The following is a 21,112-nucleotide window of genomic DNA, read 5'->3' on the forward strand; positions in this document are numbered from 1 at the left end:
TTTAATTTAGAAGGCTTATGATGAGCAGCGAAATATTACAGGATAAGGATTTTCATTTTTATCCGGTCAGAAAACCTAAATTCGAATTTAGCGAGAACGGCACCAGTAAACATTGGATGGACGGTTCCGCTTATAAAACCCATATTCTGAATACCTGGACTTTATTTTTTCCGGATGGGGAAAGATTTTTTATCAGAAGTATCCAGAAATTCCTACCAAACATTAAAGATCCGAGAGTTCTCAGAAATGCAAAAGCATTCATGGGCCAAGAAGCCCAGCACGCGGGAGAGCATAAAAAAACCTGGAAAATCCTAGAAGACCAGGGCTTTAAGATCAAAACATTCACTGATTTTGTGAATTCATTCTTTGTAAACTTTGTAGAAAAAGTATTACCAGCTAAGTCTTGTTTGGCGGCAACTGCAGGCGCGGAACATTATACTTCTCTTGTTGCTACTATAGGTCTTCAAATTAAGGCATTAGACCAAGCAGAATCAGAGATGAAACGTCTTTGGGAATGGCATGCAGCAGAAGAGATAGAACACAAATCAGCTGCCTACGATGTGTTCTTGGATATCAGCGGAAATTATTTTAGAAGAATGATCACTTTCCTTGGAGTGACAATCGTATTCTGGGCGGCAACATTTATAGGCGCTGAAATTCTTTTATGGCAAGAGGGACTTACTTTTAAATGGAAAACCAGAAAAGATGCTTTTCGTTTTATCTTTATAGACGAAAAGGTCTTCTTTCATGCGCTGGGTGCATTCTTCAGATACTTCCGTCCTAATTTTCATCCGGAACAAGAAGATAATCTGGAATTAAGTAAGATAATATTCGAATCGCCAGAGCATAAATACAAGGAAATTGCATGAGCAGACTAAGCGGGAAAAATGTTTTAATCACCGGAGCAAGCGGTGGTTTCGGTAAAGAATTAACCAAACAACTGTTAAAGAAAGGCGCCAATTTAGTGCTTACTGATATGAAAGCACCTGAAACCAAGGCTGAATTCTATTTAGAAAATTCTAAATCAGTTCCAGGCAAAATACTTGGAAGTTTTGCAGCGGACTTAAGCAGCGAATCAGGTTGCGAAAAAGCTTATAAAGAAGCGATTAAGATCCAACCTAAGATAGATATTCTAGTAAATAACGCAGGCTTAGCATTCGGCGGAAGATTACTGGATGTTCCAATGGACAAATGGAAATTGATTTTGGATGTAAACCTATACGCTCCAATTTATCTTTCTCGTTTATTCTTACCTGCAATGTTGGAAAGAAAATACGGACAGATCGTAAATCTATCTTCTTGCGCAGGGATTACAGCGCCAGGTGAGTTAGTATATTATTCTGTTTCTAAATTTGGGATCAGAGCATTGGGCGAAGCATTAGATTCAGGTTATAGACACCAAGGAATATATACGACTAACGTGTATCCTTTCTTTGCGAACACAAACATACTACATTCTCAACAATTTGGAACAGATAAACCTAAAGTAGTTCCTTCTTTGATCGTAGACAGCCCTCAAATGGTAGTTCGAGCCATAGTAAGAGGGATAGAAAAAAGAAAGATGCATGTATTCCCAGGATTTACTGCGAAGTTATTGCGCTTTTTGACCAGACTGTCTCCTGGTTTCTTAAGAGGAATGGAAAGGCTCGGACAAAAATTTTCTTAAACGAAAAGAGGCGAAAATATGGCGGCTACCCAACTGGAAAACGGAGTAAAAAAAGAAAGAACTGAGGCTTTTAAAGAAACCTTTGTTCATAATGGTGATGTTTCTTTGTATGTGAAATATAATCATACAGCGAAAGAAAGACCGAACAGACCTACAGTCCTATTCGTTCATGGATATCCTGACGATCATAGGGTATGGTCCTACCAGATGGAATCCTTAAAAGAGGATTATAATGTGGCCGCCCTGGATCTAAGAGGTTCCGGAAAGTCCGATAAGCCTAAAAAACAAAAAGCATATAATGTTCGTAGAATATTCGAAGATCTTGAATCTGTGATCCGATTTGTAGGTAATGATAAGCCTGTACATCTTGTTGCTCATGATTGGGGATCTCTCATCAGTTGGGCCTTTGTTGCAGACGAACAAAAATCAGTTTGGGCAAAATCATATACTGCAATGGGTGGACCTCATCCGGTTCTTGGGCGTAGGAGTGCTTTCCAAATGGCTCTTTCTGGAAATCCACTTTCCCTATACAAAGCACTTTCTCAGCTCAAAAGATCTTGGTACATTCTATATTTCCAAATTCCTTTTGTGCCTGAATGGATCTGGAGAACTTTCAGTAAATTTTTCTGGAAGTACACAATGAATACTGGAGGAGTTCCAAAGAACGATACTCTTAGAAATAAATCCAAAGAAGAGATTGTTGCTACAACAGTTTCCAATGTGAATTTATATAGAGAGCTGCTTAGAGGAGAGAAGTATCCGGAACCTAAACATATCAAGGCTCCAGTCCAGGTTCTAATTCCACTCAAAGATTTTGCGATCCGACCGGAGTTATACAGACTTCATGAAAGGATTTGTGATTCTTATAAAGAATATACATATGATAGCAATCATTGGATTCAAAGAACAATGCCTGACATGGTGAGTGAAAAGATCAGAGAATTTGTCTGGGAGATCGGCTGAAAAACGTAAAATAGTAATCGGTCTAAACTAGAAAAAAAGAAACCAGATCCGTTCTAAAAGGGTCAGATATGCATGATCTCGGACGGAATCCAAAAAATTCTAGTTTTATGGAAAGAGAAAGTTCTCCCAAACTCGGGAGCACTTTCTTTTTTGATCATACCTTTTTTCGCCCTGGTACTTGTCGCAGATCAGGCAAAATCCTTATCCGATAAAGAAGTTCATAAATATTTTTATGAAACTTGGAAATTAGAGATCGATCCCAGAGATAATTTGGAATTGTTCAAAGAAACTCAACATTGGATCGGAACTCCTCATAGAGATAATGGGAAAGACGAATCAGGAATAGATTGTTCTAGTCTTGCTGCAAAGTTGGTCAAAAAAGCATATTCCAAAACAATTTCAGGCTCTTCCGAAAGTATCTCCAAGCAGGTCAAAAAGATCTCCGAATCAGATCTGCAAGAGGGAGATTTAGTATTTTTTAATATATACGGCGAGAAGATCAGTCATGTTGGGGTCTATCTCAAGGATAGAAAATTTGTACATGCTTCCGTGGTGAAAGGTGTAACGGTTAATTCCTTGGATGAGAATTACTATAAGACCAGATTTGTATTGGCTGGAAGATTATAGTCGCTTCGCTCCTGAAGCCCGTGAACTAATATTGATAGATAACCTTTATTTTAGGACGGACTATAGTCGCTTCGTTCCTGAAACCACTGATTCAGTATTGATTGACACAGAGTTTAAGGGCTGAAATCGTCCTTGCATGAGAGTTCGTGGTTTTGGTCTGATCTTAATTCTGCTTACGTTCTTCTATTGCCAAAAACCTCCAGTCCTTAAATTAGAAGAAAGCCCTCCTCCTTTAAAGATCGAAAAAGGATTAGTAAACGTAAAAGATATAGACCCAAATATAGAGATAGATCTTCGTTATTCTACTCCTGAAAATTTTACTGGCTCCATCATCTATCCTTTTCAAACTTGTTTACTCCGAAAAGAAACTGCAGAAAAATTAAAAGCAGCCAACTTAGAATTCCAAACGTATGGATATAAGATCAAAATTTGGGATGGATATCGTCCCCCTTACGCACAAAAAATTTTATGGGAGAAGGTCCCAAATCCAAGATATGTTGGAAATCCGACAAAAGGTGGCTCTGTTCATAATCGAGGCGGAGCAGTGGATCTCACGTTAATAGATTCGGAAGGAAATGAATTGGAAATGCCAAGTCCTTACGATGAATTCACTTATAAAGCTTCTCCTTTACGTAAGGACTTGGAGCCAACTGTTTCTAAAAATCTGAAAGTCCTGGTTGGAATTCTAACAAAGCATGGATTCAAACAGATCAGTTCTGAATGGTGGCATTATAACGACGGGGATGCAAAAGTTTATCCCTTAGTAGAGGTGGATCCAAAACTTTGGGAGAAATGAAACATTTAGAAATGTTCTCTAATCGCCTGACCAGGATGTCCAAACATTGGAAAAAATGGGCGAGAAGAAGAGGGATCACTTGCTTTAGGATCTACGATCGTGATATCCCCCAGGTTCCAATCGTAATAGATCTTTATGAAAATTATTGTTTAGTCTCTGAATACTTAAATTCTTATCCGATGTCCGATGAAGAAAGAGAATCGGAAAGAAATACAATCCGAAACTTTATAATTGAAATTCTTCAACTTGCTCCGGAAAATTTGTTTTGGAAAACCAGAGAACGTAAAAAGGGAAATCTACAATACGAAAAGTTAGATACCCAAGAAAAATCCATTGAAGCGAATGAAGGTGGATTGAAGTTTAAAGTAAACTTAAGCGATTATCTAGATTCAGGTCTTTTTTTGGATCATCGAACTACTCGAGATCTTTTTAGAAAAGAAGCTTCTGGGAAGAATGTTCTAAATTTATATTCTTATACTGGAGCATTCTCAGTTTATGCTGCTGATGGTGGCGCAGAAAAAATTACCAGCGTGGATCTTTCTCAAAAATATTTGGATTGGTCCAAAGAAAATTTCGAACTCAACGGATTGTCTCACGAAGAGCATGAGTTTATTAGAGAAGATATTACAGAATGGTTGAAAAGGGAACGGACAAATCTTAAAAGAACACAATACGATCTTATCATAGTAGATCCTCCTACATTCTCAAATAGCAAGAAGATGAGAGATATTTTTGATGTACAAAGAGATTATTCTTTCCTACTAAATTCAATCTTTAGAGATTTTTCCGCGCCAGGTGCAGTTCTCTTTTTCTCTACAAATTTTAGAAAGTTCAAGTTAGAAGCAGACGAACTTCTTTGGGAAGATATCCAGGATATTACGAAACAAACTCATCCGGAAGATTTTCGAAATGAAAAGATCCGATTTGTTTGGAAGATGAAGAAGTAGGATTGCAAATTTGTTGGAGCTCCTACGAGACCACTCCAAATTTGTGATTGAAGATCTTACAGTTTTATGATATAGGGCAAGGGACTCCCACGGGCCACTCCCCCCAATCCCAACGCAGGGTGGGGGTCGTTTTTAAAAAAATGCGGTAGGAATTCCTACACTCAGGTAACTGAAGTCTTAGACAAAAATTTCGCAAAAAATTTAGGGAAGTAATGTCTTAAGAATAGACCGAATTTCTCTTTTCCACCTGCGATGATCACTTGCAGATCTTCATTCTCGATCGCATCCAGAATTTTGCGTGCACATTCGTCTGCATCGATTCCATTCTCGATTACTTTATCCATTTTTTTCTGAGGACTTCCATCCCCTTTGAGCGCGTTATGCGAAATATTAGTCTTCACAAAACCAGGATATACCAACGTAACTTTCAGATTTTCTTTCGTATTTTCTGCTCTAAGTGCTTCATAAAAACCAGTTAAAGCAAATTTTGTGGAAGAATATCCAGTTCTCAATGGAACTCCGATAAGTCCCGCAACACTCGCAATTGTGGAAACCCAACCTTGTTTTCTCTCTCTCATATGAGGAAGTACAGCAAGAGTCAGAGCAATATTACCGAAGTAGTTCACTTTCATAAGAGTTTCATAAGTCTCGATGGAAGTTTCATGAGCGAAGGAACGTTGGCTGATCCCACCATTATTGATAAGTACATCTATCTTTCCGAAAGTTTTGATAACTTGATTGGGAGCTTTTCCTAACTTTTTATAATCTTCTAGATCCAAAGGAAGGATCATGCTATTTGAATCTGTTAGTCCGTTTTCTTTGCGAACTCTTTTGAGTTCTTTTTCTCTCCTAGAAGAAAGAACTAATGTCGCTCCTCTTCTCGCGGCTTCTTTTACTAAAGACTCGCCGATCCCAGAAGAAGCTCCAGTAATCCATACAACTTTGTCTTTGAAAAATTCTCCCATATTTTTATCTCCGATATTAAATTTCTTAGGCGGCATTAGGATCTAGAAGGAGTTTAAAAACCAAGGGAACAATCCCAAGATAAAAACACCTTCTCCAAGGATCCTATACTTTTGAGAATCTTGGAATTTATCTGCGTAACGCAGTATTCCTCCCGGAACTGCACAGATCAGAGCGATCACCAAAGAGGCCGAAACCGAGGTGCCCGGCGCCCATTTCCTTATTCCGCCGGCCAATACTAAGGCAGCCAGAAATCCGAGCAAGGACAATCGTAATACCCACTCCTTAGCAAGCTTCGGAGAGAGAACTCCTAATAGATAAACTTGGCCTTCCTTAGCGTCTAACTCTGCTTCCATGAGAGAGTTCATTACTAAATTTAGAACGGTGCCTAAAAAGAATAAGAAAAGAAGAAGGGGAACTGTCCAAGAACGAAACCCTACAACCAATAGAGGACCGAACCAGACACCTAAAGTATAGATCAATGCTACTGAGAATTCTTTTCCGAAACGTATCTTTCCCCAACGAGCGATCCCTAGATGAAGAATAGCCAAAGCTGATAATAATACTCCGCCTAATAAAACGATCTCTCTTAATAATAAGAATGCGAGAACTGCGGAAATGATTGCCGCAATTGTGCAGAGTATTGTCAAAACTTTGGAATGATCGTAGTGGAATTTGTGACGCGGGTTGATTGAATCTTCTCCCACCTTCTTTCCATCTAATAAATGATCTAAGGTGTAGATGACCCAAACGCTTAGGGGAAGAAGAAACCACCAAACTGTTTTCATCTTGGCGCCCGTTACTATTGCGGCCAAGGCTCCGGAACCTAAAACGCCAAGGCATACATCCAAGCTGAGGACGTGAGCGTAAAACCAAAGTTTGTTTTCTAAAACGTTTCGCATACGATCTCTATTACGACTGATTTCCGCGAATAGATTAGTTTGATTCGAATTATTTTACTGCTTTCGCGGATATGTTATCGATTCCTTCTGATCTAAATTGAGAATGCAAGGATTTTATGAAAATGGATTTAATTTGTCCAGAGTCATCTATATTTTTTAAGGGAAGATGGATCACCAAATCAATATTAGATTGTCCGAAAGAAACATAACGAAACGAAATTTTGGATTCGTTATAACCACTTTTTCCATAAATCTGAGTTAAGGAAAAATTTGCTGCCTGACCAAGTATGGATTCTAACTTCTCTATATTTCCTTCTTTAGGAATACTGATCTCTAATTCAGTCCAAAGTCCTGTGTTTGTAAGACTATAATTAGTATATGTAGTCTTGGACATCTTAGCATTCGGAATAATAATCGTACTTCCATTTCTTTTTTTGAGCGAAGTGGTTCTCCAGTTGATATCTTCTACCAGACCTTCTTCTCCTGTTTCTAAAGAAATATAATCTCCTACAGATACTTTTTTCCCGAGTAAAACTCCAAGTCCTGCAAACAAATTGGAAAGAGTTTCTTGCAAACCTAATGCAAATGCAAGACCTCCTACTCCTAATGCAGTCAAAGCTGGAGTAACGGAGATACCTAAAGTTTGTAATGCGACCAAACCTCCAGTGAGTAAGATCAACATTCTAACTATATTGTTTAATATAGATGCGGAGGGTAGAAGGCCTTCTGCCTTTGAAGAATACAAAGTAAAAGCTCCGGAACCAACCCTTGCAAAGGAAAATGTAAATACCAAGATCCCGAATACTTTTAGATATAGAGAAATTTTTTCTTCCGAGGAAACATCTAATTTTAAGAATCGAAGAGCAGTATATAATCCAAAGATAAAAAAGGAAAATCTAACTAAGGAAAGAAGTGCAGTGTAAAGAGGATGTTTGGTGTCTAACTGATCTTTCGTAAGAGTTTTTGCAAGTCTCGGAACAATGAAACCGCCAAAAAGATAACCCAAAAGAATTCCGGAAATAACCGAAATTGCTCCTAACAACCAATTAGAACCTAAAATCGAGTCCATCCAAATCATTCTCCCAAATTAAGAGGAAGTATTTTCTAGAAAAGAAAAAATGGAAGTGCCGAATTATGTGGCAAACCGAGGGCAAATCTAGAGGGGGATAAAATTGGATTTTGTAATGACAAACTAGGGAGATTTCAGAGACTCCTATCCCCATGCAAGAGGGAGTCGGAAAAAATCAAATTTTAGAAGTTCCTCTGACGGACACTATGTCCGCATACTCTAAACATTTTCCAGAAGAAGGTATAAATCTTTCTGAATGGATGGATGAGATCCATACTAGAGGTATCCAAGAGGTAGTTTTTTGGGGAACGAAATCAGAAGCAAGCGGCTGGAAAAATAGCCAGCTATTCAGAGATTTGGTAAAAAAGCTCCAAGAAGATAAGATACGTCTTTCTACGATGGATGGAGCAAAGTTCCGTTCTTCCCCGGACTCTGCACGAAAATTAGATCGTTTCCTTAGATCTCATTTAGGATCTGTACTCGTTTGTTATTCCGAAAACGAATCCAACGAATTCGTAAAATTGATGGAGGAGATTCTTTCCGGTCAAAAAAAAGAACCTACCAAAGTATATACATCATATTCTCCTAATATAACTCCTGAAAAATCTAGAAAAGAAAAGCAAGAGCCTCCTAAAAATCATGGAGAAGACTTTAAAGCGTCTAGAATTACTATTCGAGTTAAACTTCTTGCGATCGTTTCTGCAATTGTAGTGGTGAGTATGGGACTTGTGATCGGACTTGCTACAAGCCTTTTCCGGAATTATACTGTATCTTTGATCCAAGAATATAACTTAAGTTTGGCGAGATTGACCGGACTGCAAGTAGGTCTTAGGATCAAAGAACTTTCTAGCAAATCATCCGAGTTTTCGGATAAAAGAGATCTTCGACCTTCTAAAGGTTCTGATTCTAGAAAAACTTCTCCTCCCAATTATATCTCAGGATTTTTTTCCACTCATCCTAAAATTCTGGCCTGGGGGAAATACGAGCAGGGAGAATCATCACTTGTTTTTAATCCAAGATTTGTTCGAGATCTTAGGAAAGAAGAAGATGAGATCCGTGCTTTATGGGTTTCCATTCCCAAAGAAGAAAAAGAAAAATTTTTCGCCTCCGAATTCGAATCCACTCGGTTAGAAAATATCAGCTCTAAGTTTGGATTTCCTGCAGTACTTTTTATAGAGAAGGATAAATCCGGAAAAGGACTCGGTTTCTTTTTAATTTCTCCTCAAGATCTATGGGAATCTGCCAGGTCTGCTTTACAAACTGAATTATTTGCTATTTGGGTAGTAGATTCGCGGGGAAGATTAATTGCTCACACAGAAGAATCCGAAACTATTTCTGCAAAAGATTATTCTAAAAATCCATTAGTCCAATTTTTATTAAGAAGTCCTGCAGACAATGGATCTCAAACTTCTATCTTTGAAGGAAAAGAAACCCTAGGATCTTTCCAACAATTAGAAGATGGAAACCTCGCAGTTGTGTCTTCCATCGAAGCGGACAAAGCTTTCGAAGCAGTTTATAGGATTAGAAGGCAGAACTTTTATATTCTGATCTCAATCTTGAGTCTTGCATTCTTAGTGGTATTCCTATTCTCCAGAACTTTAACTGTTCCACTTGTTAATCTATTGAGTGCTACTAGACAGATTGAAAGAGGAAATTATAAAGTAGGGATCAAACCAGTAACTAGAGACGAGGTAGGAGTTCTAACAAATTCATTCCTAAAAATGGCTCACGGATTAGAAGAAAGAGAGAAGATCAAAGATACTTTCGGAAAATTTGTGAACAAAGAAATCGCAGAACGTGCACTTGCGGGAGATATGCCTTTAGGAGGTGTCACGAAAGACGTAACAGTATTCTTCTCCGATTTAAGAAACTTCACTGGTATGTCCGAAAAATTAAAACCAAGTGAGGTGGTAGATTTCTTAAACGCATATTTCACCGAAATGGTGGAATGTATTTATCTCACAGAAGGTATCGTGGATAAATTCATCGGAGACGCGATCATGGCTCACTGGGGCGCATTGTACACTGATGAAAATGATGCAAGAAATGCGATCAACTCCGCACTTCTGATGAGAAGCGCCTTATTCGAATTCAATCGTATTGGAAACGAGATTGGAAGGCCTCTCGCAAGATTCGGATGTGGAATTAATACAGGACCAGTGGTAGTAGGTCAGATCGGTTCTGAAAAAAAACTGGAGTTCACAGTTATCGGAGACGCAGTCAATCTTGCCTCTCGTATAGAATATTTAACGAAAGAATTCGGAACAGATATACTTGTTTCGGAAACATCTTATGAAAAAGTAAAGGATCATTATAAATTCGAAGAACTTCCTCCTGTTTGGATCAGAGGAAAAGAAAAACCACAAAAACTTTATGCAGTATTAGGTTGGTTAGAAGATCCGGACTGCCCTAAAAATTTACAAGAACTCCGCAAGGTTTGTGGAATACCTGAACCTGATTCTCCTTCCAAGGCTATTGCGGATTAAGATATGGATTGGAGAATTTATAAAAGAGAATGGCAGGTAGGTATAGGTTGTTTCCTTGTACTCTTCCTATCTCTATATCTCCTATATTTTGAATCTAAATCAAACGGGGGAGTCGGAAAAGAGATTATGGGGACCGTCTCTTTTCGATACAAAACAGCTCAAAGAAAATTTCCAGACAGAATGTTATGGGAAGATCTGGACCAAGGAATGCCTGTATATGATAGAGATTCTATCCGAACAGACGAAGCATCGGAAGCAGTAGTATTTTTAAAATCAGGTACTCGTATAGAATTAGATCCTCAGTCCATGGTGGTTCTCCAATTAAAAGAGAACAAAGAAAATTTAGATCTGAATGAAGGAAATATACTAGTAGAGAGTGGAAAAAAAGTCCTGTCTGTAATCGCTGGGACAGTAGGTTTAGAAGCAGAACTAGGTTCTAAATTCCAAGTCACCAGAAATGCGGACGGTACAAGAGTAGATGTAGAAAGAGGACAGGTAGAATGGTCCGAAGATGGAACAGTCAAACAAACATTAGGCGAAAAAGAAAGTTCTCTAAACGGAAATAAACTGAATCAAAATTGGGGTCTTGTAAGTCCTGAAGATTCTCATAGATATTTTCCTGCAGAATTAGAACAGACAGTTGAATTTCGATGGGAAGGCGGAGAAGAAGGTATATTAGAGATTTCTCCTAGACGAGACTTCTCAGTTTATATTTCTAAAAGACCCGCTAAAGAGCCTTATTATAAACAAAAATTTCCGGAAGGGATCTATTATTGGAGGATCAATTCCAAAGACGGTAAAAAAATATCTGAGGTCAGAAAGTTCAGAGTTCTTCCCAATTTTCCAGTAGAATTACATTATCCTAAAAAAGATCTTTCTCAAGAAGATAGGACCGTCGCCTTCTCCTGGGCAAAACAAAAGATAGCAAGCGGTTATAAATTGCAGATCTCTAATGATCCAAATTTTGGAGCCTTATCAGAGACCCAGGTATTCCGCACGAATTTTTCACTCACATTAGATCCCGGTACTTATTATTGGAGAATACAATCTTATACGAATCTTGCTGGAACAGAGACATTTTCTGAAATACGTAAATTTTCTATCTCTCTTCCTGTCATCCAAGTCGCGGATACAAAACAAGAGATTGTTACGACTTTAGAAACTCAAGCGAGTTCGGATCTTTCCGTGGATTTCCCGAAAAACGGCACTTTGGTGGACATGACTGGCAAAGAAAGTATCTCTTTCCGTTGGAAATTCTCCGCCAAACAGAAACAAAGCGAATGGAAATTTCGTCTTTTCTATAAGAGAGGCTCAGGTGACGAGCTAATCTACGAAAAAAAGACAAAAGGGGATCGGTTGGTATTCAAAGACTTGGAAAAACTGGATATAGGAACATTCAGGTGGACCATAGAATCGGATACGGACCCTAACCTAAGATCAGAAGCGGATTTCAAAATATTACTTAGGGAAGAATTGGAAGCCCCGGAAACAAAATCCAGTGGCGCCCGCCCTTAAGGAGAAGGCATGTTCTTGTTCCGCGGAAAAACTTTCGCTATCGTATTTCAGTTTATTCTAATATTCTTTTCCGTATCCTCAGGTGTATTCGCTGAGAAAAAAAGTTTCGTATATTATATAGAATGGAAAGAAGTAAAAGGAAGCCGCGGTTACGTGGTAGAAGTCCGAAAAACAGAACCTCCTCAAGAATTATTCTTAGAAAAGAAAGTTTCTGAGAATGAGATAGAATTTTCCTTAGAAGCAGGAACCTACGAATACAGAATCGCCGCATTGAACAGATTCGGAAAACCTTCTTCTTATACTCCTTGGACTAATTTTAAAGTGGAACAAGACCGTCCTAAGGCAGTCGCCTTGGCTGAAAAAGAAGAGGCGAGTAAAGGAATTAAAACCTCCAAGTTTGTTTGGATACCTGGAACAGGATATTATTCTAAAGGGGAACGTTGGAAATCTTACAGTATCTGGGCGTGGTTTGGAGCTCTTGCTTATCTAGGAAATTCAGAAAGAGAGTCGGGGAATATTCTCGCCTCAAAACCGTTAAACGACCCGATGAATATTGCTGTCTTAAGTTTAAATCTACCTTCTTCATTCACTCTTTATCTTTGGCAGGCAAGAGAGAATGATAAGAAAGAATATGAAATGCACCAAAACAATCAGGTTTTTATTGGTGGAGTGGCAATCCTAAGTGTAGCAATTTCTCTTTGGTTGGAAAATAAACTTCCACAAGGGGATACCGTTCAATTCAAGGTGAGTCCTGATCGAGGCGGAAATCTAAATACTTTTGCAAATACCGGATTTTCTCAGAATAGATGGGAAGTCCAATATACAAGGAGCTTTTGATCTATGGCTCTTCGAATTTATTCTTTGGTCCTTCTTCTTTCCGGGCTTTTTAGTTATTCTTGTTCCAAACCGTTTCCAGGCGGAGATGAGATCATTCTCTTGGGACTTCTAGGAAAAACACGTTATCTGTTTGTTACTACTTCAACCAATATGGGAAATTTAGGAGGGGTTGGAGGAGCAGATCTGATTTGCCAAAGTGCAAAGACTGCAGAGGTTCCAAGTTTACCTGGATCTGCTTTGGAATACGTGGCGCTGATTGCTTCTTCTTCCAGAGTTCCGGGTGGGGTGGGTTGGCCCTTAATTCCAAATACGAATTATTATGCGATGAATCCTGGAGAGACTTTGATCTTTCATACAAACAGTTCCGGAATTCCTACAAGTTCTATGGATAATGCGACCGGAATTCCTGGATCTGGAAATTATTGGACAGGTATCAGTTCAAGTTTTGCTCTTAGCCCAGACGATTGCCAAAGCTGGGGAAGCTCTGCTCCTACAGATTTTGGAGATTATGGAACCGCGAACGCTGGTAGTAGCAGCATTGATAGTTTCAACCAAGGCTTCTCGGATGGATGCGATCAGCCTAAAGCTTTGCTTTGCGTTAGAAATTAACTCTCTACAATACCAGCACGGATTGCGTAGACTACCAAGTCTGCAACCTTGTGTAAGTCCAACTTTTTCATGATGTTTGCTCTATGCACTTTTACAGTAGCAGGGGATATATGAAGAAGTTTTCCTATCTTCTCGTTGGAATTCCCCTCAGAGATCAATTTTAAGATCTGTCTTTCTCTGTCGGAAAGTACTGAGAATACGGATGGGCCTTCTTCCTGAAGTTCCCCAGTTTTTTTGCGGCCTATTCCTGAAAGAACACGAGTTGCAATCCTTGGGCTTAGGTAAGTTTCCTTTCTGCGAACAGCATCGATTGCTCTTAGTAGATCCTCTCCAGCATCGTCCTTAAGAACGTAACCATTGATACCAAGATCCACCAGTTTTTGGATGTATTCTTCGTTATCATGTCTGGACAGAATGATGACCTGGACTTTTGGATAATATCTTTTGACTCCCTTTACGAGGTCAATACCGCTAACTCCCGGCATGGAAATGTCTGTGATTAGAATATCGGGTTCTAATTTACCGATTTCGTCTAGCGCCTGTTCGGCGTTCCCGTTTTCACCGATAATCTCCAGATCGTTTTGTCCGGAAATGATCAGTCTAAGACCTTCTCTTAAGATTGCGTGGTCGTCTACAAGATAGAGTTTGCAAACGGAGGGTTGGGCGTTCATACTTTCTCCTTGGAACGTTTTTTTAACGGGATCCTAAGCACATAATGAGTACCTTTGTTTGGTTCCGTTTCTAAAAAGAGAGTGCCGTTCAGGTCCTCTGTTCTTCTCCGAATATTTTCCAATCCGTTTCCGGTAGATTTTATTCTGGCTTCTTTTTCTTTAAATCCTTTTCCGTTATCTTTTACAGAAACTACCAATGTATCTTTTTCAGAAAAGATCTTTAACTCCACTTTATTCGCTTGGGAATGTTTCAAAATATTCGCACAAATTTCCTGTAATATTCTGAAAACTTGGTTCTGTATTTCCTGAGGAATTTTTTCGGGAACTCTAAACTCGGATTTTACTTTAATTTTTTGTATCGGAAAAATTTGGTTCGCTAGAGAGCTTAATGCAGCTTCCAGTCCAAGTTCTTTTAAGGAAGAAGGTTGCAAATTTGTGTAAATTTCGCGAAGTTCTTGGCTAGCTCGATCGATAAGCCCTAGGCCGGAGCCGAAAGATTCAGGATGTTCCTTCTCCGATTTTTGATACGCTTGGAAATGTAATTTTGCAGCGAGTATAAGTTGTCCAACTCCGTCATGAAGTTCTCTGGCGAGTCTGGATCTTTCTTCTTCTTGGGAAGCGAGTACCTGAGTGTGGAGAGTTGCGATCTTCTTTTCTAACTTTTTATTTTCTGTAATATCTTTTAGGATCATACCCAGGCTATCTTTGAATCGGAAGATAGAATATCCGTAGGACTTCTTTCCTTTTTTGAATTCCTGGTTTTGTAATTTTGTTTTTAGAGCCTTGTGAAGATTTTCTCTTAGGTTAGCTTCCTCTTTTGTATCTAATCTTAATAGGTTAAATAGGTTTTTACCTGCTGGGTTTGCAAATCTAAGTCTGAATTCTTTTTTAAAGGACGCGTTTGCAAATCGGACAATATTGTTTTCGTCCAAGGCTACAATAGGGGAGATCTCTTCTACCAGAGATAGGAATTTAGAGGCCTGCTCCTTACCGGAGTATGAGCCCGATTGTTTGGTATCTTTTCGTTTGAGGAGTCCTGAAGCCACTTAAAGTTCAGGATATAGTCCGGCTTATGGCTCGAAAAGGAAAAAAACCCCTCCCCTCGGCCGAATGAGGGAAGGGGGAGGTTGCTTTTACTCTTTCAGGAGTCCCAAATTAGGGCGTAGCTGGAAACACTTCCGAAGTATTCGGAGTTCGGAACCAATCCGTATTGGTGGTTCCAAGAGATTCATACCATGTTTTGAAAGTAGGATAGGAGTTACGTATGTCAGTAGCTTCGTAAGGCCATTGGAAGTTTCCAGGCACAAGAAGTACCCAAGGGAATCCAGTAGCATCTCTATAGATGTCCTTACCTTCTGCATCGAAATACTTACCTGCAGCATGTATATCTTTGCCGGTATTAACCACTCGTATGAATGTATCATAAGGAGCAGGCCCAAGCACCAGTTTAGAAATTGGAGCGGAAAGTATTACTTCTAATTTTGCGGTTTTACCTTTTACGAAAACAGTATCCGTTTTAGATGCGTTTGATTTAGAAATTGTAGTAGAGCTATTTCCTAAAATTTCCAGATCAGAGATCGATGCAGGAGTTCCACTTAAGTTTTCTTCCAATGTAGTTCCGTCCGCTGCATAGCGTAGAAGTGAATAACTTGTTACACTTGCTCCAGGCAATCCGAAACGAAGAGTATGATTATACCCAGCGCCCTTAGCAACATGAGTGAAATAACCTCTCACTCGTACTACTTCACCGAATTTGTTTAGATCTTCTTCAAAATAAGAACGGATCACATAGTCGTTGAAGTCAGCATCTCCTTGTTTAGGAAATAAGTCTTCATACGAAGTGGTATAATAATCTTCAGCAGGAACTCGGATAGAACTTACTCTTGTAGGATCATTTGGGAATACATCTTCGAAATCTTGTACACCGTCTCCATCAGTGTCTATGATCTGCTGACCGGTCGCAGTAAAACTAATAGAGATCCTTCTATCCACCTTACTTACAGTTACGATAGAAATATCTGCTTCATAAAACTTACCGTAAGCTTCTACAGTTAGATGAACTGTTTTAGTATCACCATCAATTGTAAAACTACCGGTAACTTCTCCGCTTGGATTTGTATAAGCTTTGAAGACGGATTTATTACTAGCGGCGCCAGGTGTGGCAGAAGGTACAGTAACTTGCACCATAGAACCGTTCACCGGAGCAACAGGATCTATTACTTGAACATTTACTGTGATTGTGCGAGTAGTATCGAATACGAAATCAACAGGAGCGGTCTCGTCATTGATATCGATTCCGAAATCAGTAGGACCGGATGGAGCCTGCACCGCAGTGGATCCTGCTACAAGACTCATCAACCACGCGTAATTAGGATCGCTGGAGGATGTGCAGGAGGCGAAAGAGATACTGAGAGAGGCCAAAAAGCATATTAGGATTTTTTTTGTCATAGATGCACCCGTACGGATGTCATGATTATGCTTATATCCCCTCAATAAGCAATACACCCGAAGGTTTAGATTACTAGAACCTTCGGCTAATACTATTTTTGGTACTTTGTTCGAAAGAAATCTCTAATTGCCGGAGTACCGGCGAATTATGCAGTAGCTTGGAAACTTTCTAAAGCTTTGGTCCGGAAAGAATGGAAATCACCGGAAGAGAAAAACTTACAATGTTTCAGCACTTCTTCAGGGATCTCTGAGAACTTGGCTTCTTCATTATTGATCTTGATCATCATATCTCCCAGATAAATAGGATATATGATCTCCTTGTACTGATCTTCTGCCAATTGAGGTCTATGATGGAATTCCATAGCCTTAGAATATAGATCAGGGAAATTCCATTTTTCAGCGATCAATGCACCGATCTTAGTATGAGTGATACCGAATGCAGCTTCTTCCATAGAAAGGGAAGAAGCTATTTCCTTGGATGCAGAATAATTTTGGATCTTGCCCATACGTTCTTGTTCCAAGGAAAGAAGAATGATCTCTCCTATATCATGAAGAAGCGCCGCTGACATCAGATTACTCATTGCGTCCTTAGGCATAGTTAATCTTTGAGCGATCAATTTACAGTAATACGCACATTGATTGGATTTTTCCCAAATTGTTAAGAATGCTGGGAATTTGGTCTCCAGGATCTGTTTTGTTCCAAGAGAATATAATAAAACCTGCAACTCTTTCAAACCGATAAGCTGGATCGCTCTATCCAAAGATTCAACTTTGTTCCCTCTGCGGAAAGCTGCCGAGTTGGATAGTTTCAGAATGTTTGCAGAAAGAGCCACGTCCTTCTTCACCATCTCGGCGATCTGGCCGATACTTGAATTCGGTTTATCAATCGCAACTTGGATATCTTGGATTGCTTTAGGGAATGTAGGAAGTTGGTCTACTTCCTTGATGATCTCTTCTGCTTTTTGGATCTGGACATTCTCTTTTTGGATACGAATAGGAATATCAATGATGACAGAAGTATTATTGCCTTGGCTTTCTACTTTATAGGAACTTGCGCCAAGACCATCGTTTTTTAACATCATAAGGGTCATGATCAGTCCAAGTCCTGCGCCCTCTGTCTCGTCACCTTTTTCTAAAAATGCTTCTGCAAGATCGTTATATGTTTTTGCTTTTTCGATCCTTTCGTTGATACGATCTACTTCTTCCGGACTGAGTTTTACATTATTCATCACACGGATACGTATCGCGTCCTTATTGTGAATGAAAGAAACTAGTACAACGTAATTGTTTTTAAAGAGAAGATCCTCATACTTCTCCTTATTATCCAGATAAGTTTGTTTAAAACCAGTGATCTTGCTGCGATAAACGCTAGGATTTTGGATATCCGCCTGGAGTTCTCTAAAATAGATCCTTTTGATATTTGCTTTGATGGTGTTAGTAATGGTCTCTTTCATCGCCGCAAGCACAGAATCCCTTACGAATATGATATCTAAATGTAAAAGATAACGATCCAGTGTCTTGGAGAGAATGCTATCCACGCTCTCAGTAAGATTGAAAAATTTAAAATGAAACGGGATATTTTCCGAAATAGGATGATTTAGGTCCTTCAGATTGCTGAATATACCTTGGTCTTTGTGATGGAAAAGTTCTAGGGTTTTCCCTTGGCTCATATCATGTAACTCTGAAAAACGTTAGTGGTCTCTGTCAAGAATTAGCGAAACTTATATATGAAAAATAAGATTCTGCTAAGCGAATTATACGGATCAAACTTATAAAAAATAACCAATAGAAATATTTATCTTTCAATTCTTGTCAGAAATAAATTTCCAAAAACGTCAATAGAAAATAATCCTTTTGGACTAATCTATCACTTGTTTAGGTAGGAAAATTTTTATCATAACGGGTTGAATATAAAGCGACTTGGGTCCAGGTGGGGTATATTTTATTGAAAAGTTACGGAATGATCATTCAATAAAAAGGTTGCACCAAATTCCTTAATTTGATGAAATTATACCTTGGTTCTCTACCAATCCGGATCAACCGGAAGAATGTTAGAACTTAGGAGACCCCTCATGTCCAGCACAGCTACACAACCGGCGAGCTCAGTCTCTCCCGCTTCCAGCGGAACGGCTTCTTTTCCCGCTGCGAACCCTAAGGAGATGCAAAGAGTATTCGATGTCCAAAAACGTCATTTTCATAAGGTTCTGAAAGTATCCAAAGCCAAGGATCGAGTCGTATTATTGAAAAAATTACTGGCGGCAGTAGAGAGACTTACCCCAGAAATCAAACAGGCTTTACAAAATGATTTTAGAAAAGCTCCTCACGAAACGGATTTAACTGAAGTTATGCCTTCTATCGCGGAATTAAAAGACGCGATCAGACACGTAAAAACTTGGATGAAACCGGAAAGAGTAAAAACTCCGATTTCACTCTTTGGAGCAAGAAGTTCTATTTCTTATGAACCAAAGGGAGTGACTCTGATCATTTCTCCTTGGAACTATCCGTTCTATCTTGCGATTGCTCCTTTAACTGCAGCGCTTGCCGCAGGAAATACTGCGATCATTAAACCTTCTGAGTTCACACCTGAAACTTCTAAACTACTTACTAAACTAGTAAAAGAGACCTTCCAAGAAGGAGAAGTTGCGGTATTTGAAGGAGATCATACAGTTTCAACGGCTCTAATGGAGTTACCGTTCGATCATATCTTCTTCACCGGAAGTACTCATGTAGGAAAAATTGTAATGGCAGCTGCTGCTAAAAATCTTTCTACAGTAACCTTAGAGTTAGGAGGAAAATCTCCTGCTATCATCGTACCTGGAGCAAACTTGAAAAAGGCTGCTCAAAAATTGGTATGGGGAAAGATCATGAACGCAGGACAAACCTGTGTTGCGCCTGACTATCTACTTCTGCCAGAAGGGGAGACTGAAGAATTCGTAAAACAAGCGAAGGCTGCAGTAAAATCTTTTTATGGAGAAAGTTCTGCTGATATCAAAAGTAACAAAGACTTCTGTCGTTTAGTAAACCAAAGAAACTTCCAAAGGGTTTCTGGATACATTCACGAAGCAGTCGAAAAAGGTGGAAAAGTAGTAATGGGAGGAGAAACAGATTCTTCTCAAAACTATATTGAGCCTACATTGATCGCTAATGTTCCAGCAAATGCAAGGATCATGGAAGACGAGATCTTTGGACCAGTGCTTCCTATACTAACTTACAAAAATTTGGACGAAGCAGTGGAGAAGGTTCTATCTAAACCAAAACCACTCGCACTTTATGTGTTCGGAAGTAATAACAAACATATCAACAAAGTTCTCAAGGAAACATCTTCCGGAGGAGCAGCGGTGAATGACGTTATCGTACACTTAGCGAACCCAAATCTTCCATTCGGAGGGATCAATCACTCTGGACATGGAAGCTATCATGGCTGGTATGGATTCAGAACATTCTCTCACGAGAAGTCTGTATTCAAACAAGCTCCGTTCTCTTCGATTGAAATGTTATATCCACCTTACACAGGTTTCGTGGATAAAATGCTTCAATTCACTAAGAAGTTCTTCGTTTAAAAACATCTTCTACTTTCTTCGATTTGAAAGCCCTCTTCGGAGGGCTTTTTTTATTTTGCACTTCCCAAAAGCCCCAGTCCTTCCAGAAAATTATCCGTATATTTCCAAGGTCTTTTTTTGCCGAAATCAAACATGATACAATGAGAGATGGATTCGCAGGAAACTTTACCGTCTGATTTTCGGATTAATTTTTGAAACACCTTGCATCTGGAGCCTGAGATTTCACCAAACTGAGTTTCTATTAAGGCAGTATCCGGATAACGAATTTCTGCCTTATAATCTGTTTCTCCCCTTAAGATCATTGGGCCTATGTTTTCGTATTTCATTTGAGAGAAGGAAAGGCCTGCTTCTTCCAATGCGACCATTCGACCTTCATGTAGGAATACTTGGAAGTTTCCAACATTCAAATGACCATTTGGATCACATTGGCTCCATAGGACGGGGATTTCGTAAAAGAATGATTTAGAAATTTGCATTTGCTTCTTCTCCTATTCTTCTAAACTTGAAAGTGTGAAGATTTGGAAAATGTAAAATTATTGTTTTATATCAAATTATTTATTGGTTGGAAAAACAAAGTATAGGATTAGAAATTTATCCAGCCAAGATAGAGATAAGAAATTCCCAAAAGAATACAAACAGGGGAATAAACTATATAATCGTATTTTGCAAATTTGGTATTTTTGATTTTTTTAAAGTAACCAACTAACTTAAAATCTCCGATTGCCCTTCCTAAAAAGATGAATGAGATCGAGAGGGAGAATATTGAGCTTGTCTTATTTGGATAAAAAATATTGCCAGAGGCCCAGAGTGCGACTATACCAAATCCAAAGAGTGCAAGCGCTACAAGTAAGGTTAATCCTCTACTTGGAACGAATGTAGGTTTGCCATTTGTTTCTGGAATGACTGTGACTGATGTCAATTTTCCACCGAATGCCCAGTAGATATGTAATGCGGATAAGAAGAATAGAATGGAAGCTGTGATTAAACCTAAGATCTTTTCCATCCGTATATTTCCGCGTAAAACTTTCAGTTTGTCCAGCAATCTTATACTTT

The 21,112-nt window shown here is 39.0% G+C and carries 20 protein-coding genes; 11 read left to right on the forward strand and 9 right to left on the reverse strand.

Going from position 1 to position 21,112, the window contains the following annotated elements:
- Positions 1 to 20: 20 nt before the first annotated feature.
- From CH362_RS14005 to CH362_RS14030, 6 genes are all read left to right on the forward strand, one after another.
- Entirely contained in the window at positions 21 to 869 is an 849-nt protein-coding gene (locus tag CH362_RS14005; RefSeq protein ID WP_100710954.1) for a metal-dependent hydrolase, read from the forward strand.
- Positions 866 to 1,666 (forward strand): SDR family NAD(P)-dependent oxidoreductase, encoded by an 801-nt coding sequence (locus CH362_RS14010; RefSeq protein ID WP_100710955.1) that lies wholly within the window; start codon positions 866 to 868, stop codon positions 1,664 to 1,666. Before CH362_RS14005 ends, CH362_RS14010 begins: the two co-directional genes overlap by 4 nt.
- An 18-nt stretch (positions 1,667 to 1,684) precedes the next feature.
- Complete coding sequence (locus CH362_RS14015; RefSeq protein WP_100710956.1) at positions 1,685 to 2,629, forward strand: alpha/beta fold hydrolase; 945 nt, start codon at positions 1,685 to 1,687, stop codon at positions 2,627 to 2,629.
- A 72-nt stretch (positions 2,630 to 2,701) separates the two neighbouring features.
- Positions 2,702 to 3,256, forward strand: coding sequence for a C40 family peptidase (locus CH362_RS14020; RefSeq protein WP_100710957.1), 555 nt, complete (start codon positions 2,702 to 2,704; stop codon positions 3,254 to 3,256).
- A 136-nt stretch (positions 3,257 to 3,392) separates the two neighbouring features.
- Positions 3,393 to 4,052 carry a M15 family metallopeptidase gene (locus CH362_RS14025; protein ID WP_100710958.1) on the forward strand — a complete coding sequence of 220 codons (660 nt, stop codon included), beginning with the start codon at positions 3,393 to 3,395 and terminating at the stop codon, positions 4,050 to 4,052.
- Positions 4,049 to 4,999: a class I SAM-dependent methyltransferase gene (locus tag CH362_RS14030; RefSeq protein ID WP_100710959.1), complete on the forward strand. Its 951-nt coding sequence runs from the start codon at positions 4,049 to 4,051 to the stop codon at positions 4,997 to 4,999. The genes CH362_RS14025 and CH362_RS14030 overlap by 4 nt, the downstream gene beginning before the upstream one ends.
- A 161-nt stretch (positions 5,000 to 5,160) precedes the next feature.
- Here the strand turns inward: CH362_RS14030 and CH362_RS14035 are convergent, their stop codons facing one another.
- Genes CH362_RS14035 through CH362_RS14045 form a run of 3 tightly spaced genes read right to left on the reverse strand, consistent with a single transcriptional unit; the run spans position 5,161 to position 7,933 of the window.
- On the reverse strand, positions 5,161 to 5,964 hold the full coding sequence (locus tag CH362_RS14035; protein WP_100710960.1) for an SDR family oxidoreductase: 804 nt from the start codon (positions 5,962 to 5,964) through the stop codon (positions 5,161 to 5,163).
- 42 nt (positions 5,965 to 6,006) lie between these two features.
- On the reverse strand, positions 6,007 to 6,864 hold the full coding sequence (locus CH362_RS14040; protein WP_100710961.1) for an LA_0991 family prenyltransferase-like protein: 858 nt from the start codon (positions 6,862 to 6,864) through the stop codon (positions 6,007 to 6,009).
- Positions 6,865 to 6,913: 49 nt separating this feature from the next.
- The gene (locus CH362_RS14045) at positions 6,914 to 7,933 is read right to left on the reverse strand and encodes a mechanosensitive ion channel family protein (RefSeq protein ID WP_100711133.1); all 1,020 of its coding nucleotides are present in this window, start codon (positions 7,931 to 7,933) and stop codon (positions 6,914 to 6,916) included.
- A gap of 152 nt (positions 7,934 to 8,085) precedes the next feature.
- Between CH362_RS14045 and CH362_RS14050 the strand changes: the two genes are divergently transcribed.
- From CH362_RS14050 to CH362_RS14065, 4 genes are read left to right on the forward strand one after another with little or no spacing between them, the layout of a single operon-like run.
- Positions 8,086 to 10,419: an adenylate/guanylate cyclase domain-containing protein gene (locus tag CH362_RS14050; protein ID WP_100710962.1), complete on the forward strand. Its 2,334-nt coding sequence runs from the start codon at positions 8,086 to 8,088 to the stop codon at positions 10,417 to 10,419.
- A gap of 3 nt (positions 10,420 to 10,422) precedes the next feature.
- The gene (locus tag CH362_RS14055; protein ID WP_100710963.1) at positions 10,423 to 11,934 is read left to right on the forward strand and encodes a FecR family protein; all 1,512 of its coding nucleotides are present in this window, start codon (positions 10,423 to 10,425) and stop codon (positions 11,932 to 11,934) included.
- Positions 11,935 to 11,943: 9 nt separating this feature from the next.
- Positions 11,944 to 12,771 carry a hypothetical protein gene (locus CH362_RS14060; RefSeq protein WP_100710964.1) on the forward strand — a complete coding sequence of 276 codons (828 nt, stop codon included), beginning with the start codon at positions 11,944 to 11,946 and terminating at the stop codon, positions 12,769 to 12,771.
- A 3-nt stretch (positions 12,772 to 12,774) separates the two neighbouring features.
- The gene (locus CH362_RS14065) at positions 12,775 to 13,380 is read left to right on the forward strand and encodes a DUF1554 domain-containing protein (RefSeq protein ID WP_100710965.1); all 606 of its coding nucleotides are present in this window, start codon (positions 12,775 to 12,777) and stop codon (positions 13,378 to 13,380) included.
- Here CH362_RS14065 and CH362_RS14070 read toward each other — a convergent pair.
- From CH362_RS14070 to CH362_RS14085, 4 genes are all read right to left on the reverse strand, one after another.
- A complete protein-coding gene (locus tag CH362_RS14070) occupies positions 13,377 to 14,051 on the reverse strand; it encodes a response regulator (protein ID WP_008594648.1) in 675 nt (224 codons plus the stop codon). The two genes, CH362_RS14065 and CH362_RS14070, sit on opposite strands and share 4 nt — an antisense overlap.
- Entirely contained in the window at positions 14,048 to 15,097 is a 1,050-nt protein-coding gene (locus CH362_RS14075) for a PAS domain-containing sensor histidine kinase (protein ID WP_100710966.1), read from the reverse strand. Before CH362_RS14075 ends, CH362_RS14070 begins: the two co-directional genes overlap by 4 nt.
- A gap of 109 nt (positions 15,098 to 15,206) precedes the next feature.
- Positions 15,207 to 16,499, reverse strand: coding sequence for an LruC domain-containing protein (locus tag CH362_RS14080; RefSeq protein WP_100710967.1), 1,293 nt, complete (start codon positions 16,497 to 16,499; stop codon positions 15,207 to 15,209).
- A 146-nt stretch (positions 16,500 to 16,645) separates the two neighbouring features.
- Positions 16,646 to 18,169 carry an HDOD domain-containing protein gene (locus CH362_RS14085; RefSeq protein ID WP_100710968.1) on the reverse strand — a complete coding sequence of 508 codons (1,524 nt, stop codon included), beginning with the start codon at positions 18,167 to 18,169 and terminating at the stop codon, positions 16,646 to 16,648.
- Between the two features lie 402 nt (positions 18,170 to 18,571).
- Between CH362_RS14085 and CH362_RS14090 the strand changes: the two genes are divergently transcribed.
- Positions 18,572 to 20,059: an aldehyde dehydrogenase family protein gene (locus CH362_RS14090; RefSeq protein ID WP_100710969.1), complete on the forward strand. Its 1,488-nt coding sequence runs from the start codon at positions 18,572 to 18,574 to the stop codon at positions 20,057 to 20,059.
- 50 nt (positions 20,060 to 20,109) lie between these two features.
- Here the strand turns inward: CH362_RS14090 and CH362_RS14095 are convergent, their stop codons facing one another.
- Together CH362_RS14095 and CH362_RS14100 are read right to left on the reverse strand one after the other, a co-directional pair.
- A complete protein-coding gene (locus CH362_RS14095) occupies positions 20,110 to 20,535 on the reverse strand; it encodes an acyl-CoA thioesterase (protein WP_100710970.1) in 426 nt (141 codons plus the stop codon).
- Positions 20,536 to 20,642: 107 nt separating this feature from the next.
- The gene (locus CH362_RS14100) at positions 20,643 to 21,062 is read right to left on the reverse strand and encodes a DUF3995 domain-containing protein (protein ID WP_244280591.1); all 420 of its coding nucleotides are present in this window, start codon (positions 21,060 to 21,062) and stop codon (positions 20,643 to 20,645) included.
- Between the last annotated feature and the right edge of the window lie 50 nt (positions 21,063 to 21,112).

Source organism: Leptospira saintgironsiae (genome assembly GCF_002811765.1).
Taxonomy (GTDB): Bacteria; Spirochaetota; Leptospiria; order Leptospirales; family Leptospiraceae; genus Leptospira_B; species Leptospira_B saintgironsiae.